This window comes from Nocardia sp. NPDC058497, from assembly GCF_042720195.1.
Classification (GTDB): Bacteria; Actinomycetota; Actinomycetes; order Mycobacteriales; family Mycobacteriaceae; genus Nocardia.
Genome location: NZ_JBHXMY010000255.1, coordinates 1 through 8,155, shown reverse-complemented (window position 1 = coordinate 8,155; position 8,155 = coordinate 1). Strand labels below are relative to the sequence as shown.

Here is an 8,155-nt window from a genome sequence, read left to right as displayed (position 1 = left end):
CGGCGGCGCGACCTGCGGCCGCACCACTTCCGGTCGTGCCGAATCCCGTTCCGGCGAAGGCGTGATCGGCGAGAACCGGGGTCCGCTGTCCGCTTCGGGCGCGGTGAATCCGCTCGGCGCGGCCGGACTCCCGTTCCATGGCGAGGTCGGTTGCTGCGGTTCGACAGGCACCGGGGTGCCGAAAATGCCACGCGCCGTTTGCTCCTCGGCCGGAAGCGTCGGCTCGGGGCGCGCTACCGCGACCTCATCGACCGCAGGCGGTGCGACGCGGTGCGCACCCGGCGTCGCCGACAGATCCTCGCTCGGCGACGCGGTGCTCCGCGGTTCCGGCTCCGGCTGTTCCTCGGCGGCAGCCGGCTCGTAGCCGGTCAGCGGGGTGAACCCGCTGAACGTCCCACCGGCGGGCGGTTCGACCGGTCGCGGCGTCGGCGTCACCATGCTCGGCGGCAGCGGGTTGACGATGCTGGGCGCGGGAGGTGGCACGACGCCGGGCGGCGGCGTGTTCACGATACTCGGCGCGGGCGGCGGCACCACACCGCGCGGCTGCGGGTTGACGATGCTCGGCCGGGCAGGCGGCACGATGCTGGGCCGCGAGCCGGAATCCTCTGCGGGCGTTTCGATTCCGGGCGAGTCGCCCGGGGGCGACACCCGTGGCGCGGACGGGCTGTAGCCCACGGGCGGCTGCACGCGCGACGATCCGCGCGGCGGCGGGGTATCGCGGCCGGGCGCGGGCAGATCGAGTCCACCGATGACGCCGTCGATCGCGGGTCCGGTGTCGCCACCGATCACACCGGAATCGCCGGGCGCACCGGAATTCGCTTCCGGCGCACGGAAACCGACATCGCCGCGCGGCGAATCCGGTCCGGGCGCAGCATCATCGGGCGCCTGCTCGGGCTTGGGCGGCTCGGCACCGGGCTTGACGACCGGCAGGATCTGGGTCGGCTCACCGCTGGTGAACATCGGCGACGGCGCGGTCTCCGGCGTCTTCGCGGCCGAATCTTGTTCGGGCTTCGGCGGTTCGGCGTCCGGCTTGACGACCGGCAGGATCTGGGTCGGGTCACCGGACAGCATCGGCGCGCGCGGACGCGTCGGATCGGCCGGCATCGGCGGCCGTGGCCGGGCAGGCTCGGCGGGGTCGGTGTGCTCGGTGATCTTGTCCAGGTGCGCGGTCGGCGCCTCGGCCTCGATCTCGGCGACCGTGCGCGGGCGGCGCGGGGTCTTGGCCAGCTTGCTGTCGGGGACCACCGTCATCTGCATGGTCGGCGGATCGGTGATCGGGGTGGTCTTCACGAGGTCGACCACGGCGCCCTTCTGTGGGCGCTCGTCGTCGAGGATGGGTTCGCCGAGACCGATCTTCTCCTGGATGCGCTTCATCCACTTCGGTGCCCACCAGCAGTCGTCGCCGAGCAGCTTCATGATCGCGGGCACCAGCAGCATGCGCAGCACGGTGGCGTCGATGAACAGCGCGGCGATCATGCCGTAGGCGATGTACTGCATCATCACCATGTCGGAGAACGCGAACGCACCGGTCACCACGAGCAGGATCAGCGCGGCGGCGGTGATGATCCGCCCGGTCTGCGCGGTGCCGATCCGCACGGCTTCGGTGGTCGACGCGCCCTGGGCGCGCGCCTCCACCATGCGGGAGAGCAGGAAGACCTCGTAGTCGGTCGACAAGCCGTAGATGATCGCGATGATCAGCATCAGGACCGGCGCGCTGATCGGCTGCGGGGTGAAGTTCAGCAGCCCGGAACCATTGCCGTCGATGAAGATCCAGGTCAGGATGCCCAGCGTCGAGCCGAGTCCGAGCGCGCTCATCAACGCGGCCTTGATCGGCAGCACCAGCGAACCGAAGGTGAGGAACATCAGCACGAAGGTGGTGAGCAGGACGATCAAGATCATCCACGGCATCAGTTCCATCAGCGTGTCGATGCTGTCGGCCATGAGCGCCGGCTGACCGGTGACATACATCGTGACGCCGTCGGGTATTTCGATCGAGCGAAGGTAGTCGATCGTCGGTTCGGCGTTGTTGGTGGGATCGACCAGGGTCGCCGAGGTGCGGAACACCTCAGAGTTGGTCGGCGACTTGACCGGCACTTCGAACGGGCCGACCAGCCCGGGAGCCTGGTTGGCTTCCTTCCAGACCTTGCCGATCGCAGTGGTGTTGTCCGAGACGAAGACCAGCTGGATCGGGTCGGTCTTCTTCAGCGGGAAGACCTCATAGAAATGCTCGAGCGCGGCACGGGTCGGATTGTCCGGCGGCAGGTACTTCTCGTTGATGCCGCCGAAGGCCAGATTCTTGACCGGGATGATCAGCAACAGCAGGATGACCGTGACCGGGATCGCGATCTTGAGCGGGTGCTTCATCACCCAGCGGGTGAGGTTGCCCCAGAAACCGTTCTCGACCTGCTCGGCGGTCTTGGTCTTGCGGAACCACTTGAGACCGAGCATGTCGACGCGCGGGCCTAGGATGCCCAGCATCGCGGGCAGGATCGTGATCGCGGACAACGCCGCCAGGGAGACGGCCGCGATGGTGCCGTACGCGACCGACCGCAGGAAGCCCTGCGGGAAGATCAGGACGCCGCCGAGGCTGGCGATGATCATCGTCGCGGAGAACAGTACTGTTCGTCCAGCGGTCATCACCGACCGTCGGACGGCGGCGCGCGTGGAGTAACCCTCCGCTAATTCCTCGCGGAAGCGGCTGACGATGAACAGGCCGTAGTCGATCGCGAGGCCGAGACCGATCATCGAGACGACACCGGTGACGAACGAATTGACCTCGGTGAAGTTGGTTAGCACCATGACGATGCCAGTGGCGCCGATGATCGTCAGACCACCGATGATCAGCGGCAGTGCGGCGGCGACGATGCCACCGAAGATGAAGAACAGCAGCACCGCCACCGCGGGGAAGGCCAGCACTTCCATCCGCTTGGAGTCGTGGTCGATGGTGTCGGTCAGGGTGACCGCGATGGGCTGTAGGCCCGAGACCTCCACGTCGACACCGGGAATGGCGAAGACATCGGCGACGGCCCGGTAATTGGCCATCATGACGGTGTCGTTGTCCCCGGCGATGGCGATCGAGGCGAACGCGTGCTTCTTGTCCTTGGATCCGAACGCCGACGGTGCCGACTGTGCGTCGCCGACCTTCCAGTAAGTACCGTTGATCTTGCTGATCTGATCGGGGTGTTCAGCGACGACTCTGGTCAGACTGTCGACGATTTTCCGCGAGAGTTCTGGGTCATCGATCGTCTTGCCCTCGGGGGCGTTGTACATGACGATCACGTCGGCCATGTGGTCGCGCCCGTACGAGCCGTCGGCGATCTGCGCGCCCTGCACCGACTCCGAACCCGGATCGAACCAGCCGCTCTGAGACAGCCGAGGCCCGAGCCCCATGCCGTAGGCGCCCAACGCCAGCATCGCCCCACCGACAACCACGATGACGGCGAAACGGAACCGATAGACCAGATCGCCCCAGCGGGTGAACACTTAAGCGACTCCTTGACCAGGGCGAGACGTGAGTAGTGCCGACAGCGGCCGGAAAGGCTGCAGCCAGGCACCCTCGTCGGGCAGCGAATCGAGGCTCACCCGCGGTAGCGGCTCCCGGAATACTCCCGGGATGTCCTCGAGGTCGACGAACTCGAGAGTATCGGAAGTCACCGCCCAACTCGCGTGCTCGCGGAATCCGAGCACCTGAGCTGGGATTCCCTTGGCGGCAATCGCTTCGAGCGGTTCGCGGAACGCCTGACCGTCGGCCGAGGCGACCATGATGCCCGCCAGGCCGCCGTCGCGCTCGCGCATCGCGATGTGCGCGAGCATGTCGGCGTCGACGTCGGAGTCCTCGTCGATCTTCGGCTTGGCGAAGACCGCGAAACCTACGTTGCGTAACGCCTCGACCCACGGCCGGACCACGTCGGCGGTGCCGGGCGCGATATTGGTGAAGACGGTGGCCTCGGGTTCGACGCGGCCCTTCGCGCCGACCGACAGCTCGGCCGTGCGCGTGAGCAGCCAGCGGCCGAGCGCGTCGAAGCGGGGGCGATAAGCGGCGGTGGGACGTCCACCGAGGATGGCGCCAAGTCCCATGTCGAGGTTCGGCGCGTCCCAGACGAGCAGGACGCGTCGGACATCGGGGCCGGAACTGCCCAGCACCTCGCTGCCGGCTGCTCCCTGGGCGATATCCGGCATCTCGGTGGCGATCTCACTCACGCTCATCTGTCGATCTTCCCCCATATGAACTCGTTGATGGCGCTACCGGCACGCAGGCCTTTGCCCTCGAACTTGGTGACGGGCCGTTCGAAACCGATCGGCGCGGTGACGCGGTTGGCGGCGCTGTCGCCGCCGGTGGTGTCGTTCAGGCCGGTGAGCAGCGGTTCCGCCGAGCCTACTGCGAGAATGTGCTCGGCGTAATCGGCGTGGTCGGTGGCCACGTGCAGCACGCCGCCCGGCTTCAGCCTGCTGGCGATCAACGCGAAGGTCGGCGCCTGCAGCAGCCTGCGCTTGTGGTGCCGCGCCTTGGGCCACGGGTCGGGGAAGAACACCCGGACGCCGGTCAGCGACTCCGGGGCAACCATGTTCTCGAGCACATCGACGGCGTCGCCACGCAGCAGGCGGATGTTGCCGATCTCCTCGCGCTCGATCTGGCAGACCAGCTGGGCCAGCCCCGGCTGATACACCTCGATGCCGATCAGATTCAGGTGCGGTTCGGCCTTGGCCATGGCGGCCGTCGCGGTGCCGGTGCCGCAGCCGATCTCGATGACCAGCGGGGCGCTGCGCCCGAACCAGGCGTCGGCGTCGACCGGCTCGTTGGCGACGTCGCGGCCGATCACCGGCCAGGTGCGCTCCCAGGCAACCTGCTGATTCGGCGTCAGCGCGCCGCGCCGGGAGCGGAAGCTCGTGACACGCGGGTACAGGCGCGAGCCGGTGGTCGAGCGACGGCCCGCCTCGTGCGGGATCTCGGAGAGTTTGGGATGGGCCGAGGCGGTGGACGGCTGCCCCGGAACCGACTCGACAGGGTGGTTGGCGGCGTCGTTCACGACGTCCATTGTCCAGCATGCGCCGAGCTACGTCGCAGCCGAGTGCGGCGGGCCGGGCGACGCGCGGTCGGATCGTGGCATGTAGCGGCGGTGTTGCCCCAGGTCGGCAGTTGGTTCGCGACGGCCGCCGCCCCGCGGATCTGACAGAATGCCCTCGGAAAAGGGGGTGGGCAGAATGTCGACAGCCACCGAGTCCATACAGACACGGGCATCCGACCAGCTCGACCAGCTGATCTCCGCGCTCGCTGCCGGTCGGGGCGGTGATCCGGCGATCGCCGACCGGCTCGCCGCCGCGGTCGCGCGTCGTCGGCGGCCGCTGTGCATCCAGGTGGCTGGGCGCGCGCTGAGCGGGCGCAGCACGGTGCTGCGCGCGCTGGCGCTGCTGTCGGCGGAGGAGACCCCGCCGGTCGACCAGCCGGGGGAGCCCGATCCGGTCCTCGACGGTGATCTCGTCATCTATGTCCTCGCCGGCGCGCCGCAGGCCGCCGACCAGCGGTTGCTCGCCACCCTGCCGCCCGGCCGCGGTGTCGTCGTGCTCAACAAGGCCGACGCGGTGGGCGCGCGCTGGGGCGAGGCGGTGGCCGCCGCCGACCGGTACGCGCGCGAGCTCGGCCTGCCGATCGTGCCGGTCGTCGCCTCGGTGGCCGCCCACACCAGGGCGGGCGCGGTCGACGCGGCCGACCTCACCGACCTGCGCAGACTCGCGGTCGGCCCCGATGTGCCGTCCGTGCTGTCCGCCGACCTGTTCGTCGGCACCGGCTCCGACCAGGACGCGCGCAGGCGGCTGATCGCCCGCTGGGACCTGTACGGCGTCGACTGCGCCCTCACCGCCCTGCGCGCCGACCCCGACCTCGGCGCCGCCGCGCTGATCCAGATCCTGCATTCCGCGGGCGGCATCGACCCGCTGCACCGGCTGGTGCACCGCCGCTACGAGCAGGTGGAAGCGGTCCGCGGCGGCGAACTGCTCGACGAGCTGACCAGGCTCGCCGCGCGCGCCGTCCCCGGTGACGGTGGCCACGCCCGCGAACTCATCGAGAACTACCTCCTCGGCGACGACGCGCTGTGGGCCGGACTGTGCGCCGGCCTGGCCTGTCCGCAGGTCGCCCACCTCGCCGCCGGCTACCCATCACCCGCACCGGCCGACGCCGACGAAGCCCTCGCCCGCGCCACCCGCTGGCGCGCGGTGGTCTCCAGCGACATGCCGCCCACCGCCCGCCGCGCCGCCCTGCGCGAGCACAACGGCTATATCCGCGCCTGGGAACGGATGAGCAGTGCCGGACTCTGACAGACCCGGCGCCCCGCCCGCGGAGGACGAACGTGCCCTTCCCGCGGAGGCCGTGGCTGTGGTGGAGCGGTGGAATCCGCAGGGTGTGGCCTTGCTGCGGGCGATGGAACAGCCGGGCACCGGCGCTCGCGTCGTCCTCTACGCCGTCGACGACGCCAACACCACCCTGCTGCGCACCGAGCTGGCCCGCTTCGAACCGCGCATCGACCTGGCCGACCCGGCCACGCCCACCTCGGCCGAGGACCGGCCCGTCGCCCTGATCCTCTTCGACGCAGGCAGCGTGCTCGGCGCCGACATGCTCGCCCTGATCGAGCGCCTGCGCGCCGCCGACCAGCGGATCGTGCTCGCCATGAACGGCTTCCACGCCTATCAGGACTGGCAGGCGATCCGCGAACGCAGCCGCGCCCTGCTCGCCGCACGCGGCATCGTCGACCTCGACGTGCTCCCGGTGTCGGCGCGCCTGGCCGCCGCCGCCCGCGCCGCCGACGACTCCGCCCTGCTCGACCGCTCCGGCCTGGCCGCCCTGCACGCCGCGCTGGCCGCGGCGACCACGCAGGGGCCCGCCGACGGTGCCCAGCGCCGCTCGGCCGTGCTGACCAGGGTGCTCACCGACACCAAGGCGCGGGTCACCGAACAGATCACCGCGCTGCGCTCCGGCACCGACTCCGCCCGGATCAGGGAGGAACGGGTCGCCCTGCTGGCCGAGCGCGACGGCGGCCGCCAGACCGGCCTGTCGGCGGTGCGCAGCCAGGTCCAGCTGGCCCGCGTCGACCTGTCCACCGAGGTCGGCGCGCTGGTACGCGCCCTGCACACCCGTTCCCGTGCCGAACTCGACCGCTGCGACCGTGACGAACTGCGCGCCTACCCGCAGCGCCTGCAGCAGGCGGCAGGCGACTTATCGGTCGCGGTCGACACCGTGATCGACGACCGGGTGATCGAGACCGCCCGCCGGGTCGGCACCGCCGCACCCGCCGCACGCAGGCGCGATCCGGCCCCGCGACTCGGCCCGGATCCCGCCCCGAGGCACCGCGGTGTCGAAGATCACCTCATGATCGCGCTCGGCGCGTCGGCCGGTGTCGGCCTCGGTCGGCTGATCGTCGCACCGCTGTCGCTGGTGCCGACCCTGGACGTCGCGAGCGTCCCGGTGACGCTGCTGCTCGGCGCCGGCGCGGCCTACTGGGTCGTGCGTGCGCGGGCCCAGCTGGCCGAGCGCAACCACCTGGCGCAATGGGTCGCCGAGGCACTGGTGAATATAAAAGCCCTGCTCGAGCAGCGTGTCGCCGCGGTGCTGGTCGATGTGGAGGCGGAATTGGCCGAGCATGTGATCCGCGAATCGACGGCACGGGCGGTGGCTGTCGACCGCCGCGTCGCCGAGCTGGACGTTCTCGCGCGGCGGCTCGTCGCGGAGCGCCCGGCGCAGTTGGCGGCGTGCGAGCGCGACGTCGCGGTGCTCGACCGCTGCGCGGCCACGATTGACTGATCGACCCGTGGGTAGTTATCAGGGGACCCGATTCCTAACCCGATTCCGTCTCGATCGTCATATCGCGTTAACCTTTAACCAGGAACCTGGGCGTCCGCTCCGTGCCAGTCGATGCGCGGCCTCCGTCCGTGGACGGCGCTGTACGCCGTCCATTTGGGGTTGTGCGGTGGTTGGTTCGCTGCGGACGCCTTCCCGCCCGGTGGCGATCGATGGACTTCGCATCGAAAAACCGCCCATCTCAGGAGAGTTTTCATGACCTCAGCGACCATTCCTGGTCTTCGTGGATCCGACGGCACGGCGCCGACCGAGCACAGTGAACTGCTCGCCTGGGTACAGGAAGTCGCAGAGCTCACTCAGCCGGAT

5 protein-coding genes are annotated in these 8,155 nt (G+C 69.8%); 2 read left to right on the top strand and 3 right to left on the bottom strand.

The genetic code is table 11. The features are described from left to right. The 3 genes from ACFWPJ_RS18060 to trmB form a co-directional block, all read right to left on the bottom strand. Positions 1–3,483, bottom strand: a 3,483-nt coding sequence (locus tag ACFWPJ_RS18060; RefSeq protein WP_378852720.1) for an MMPL family transporter, incomplete at its 3' end; no start/stop codon positions are given. After that, the gene (locus ACFWPJ_RS18055) at positions 3,484–4,206 is read right to left on the bottom strand and encodes an NYN domain-containing protein (protein ID WP_378852718.1); all 723 of its coding nucleotides are present in this window, start codon (positions 4,204–4,206) and stop codon (positions 3,484–3,486) included. It lies immediately after the preceding gene. Then, entirely contained in the window at positions 4,203–5,036 is an 834-nt protein-coding gene (trmB, locus tag ACFWPJ_RS18050) for a tRNA (guanosine(46)-N7)-methyltransferase TrmB (RefSeq protein WP_378852716.1), read from the bottom strand. The genes ACFWPJ_RS18055 and trmB overlap by 4 nt, the downstream gene beginning before the upstream one ends. Positions 5,037–5,202: 166 nt before the next feature. On the opposite strand from trmB, the gene ACFWPJ_RS18045 reads away from it, so the two are divergent. After that, a complete protein-coding gene (locus ACFWPJ_RS18045; RefSeq protein WP_378852714.1) occupies positions 5,203–6,312 on the top strand; it encodes a hypothetical protein in 1,110 nt (369 codons plus the stop codon). Further along, positions 6,299–7,792, top strand: coding sequence for a hypothetical protein (locus ACFWPJ_RS18040; RefSeq protein WP_378852712.1), 1,494 nt, complete (start codon positions 6,299–6,301; stop codon positions 7,790–7,792). The genes ACFWPJ_RS18045 and ACFWPJ_RS18040 overlap by 14 nt, the downstream gene beginning before the upstream one ends. Positions 7,793–8,155 lie beyond the last annotated feature (363 nt).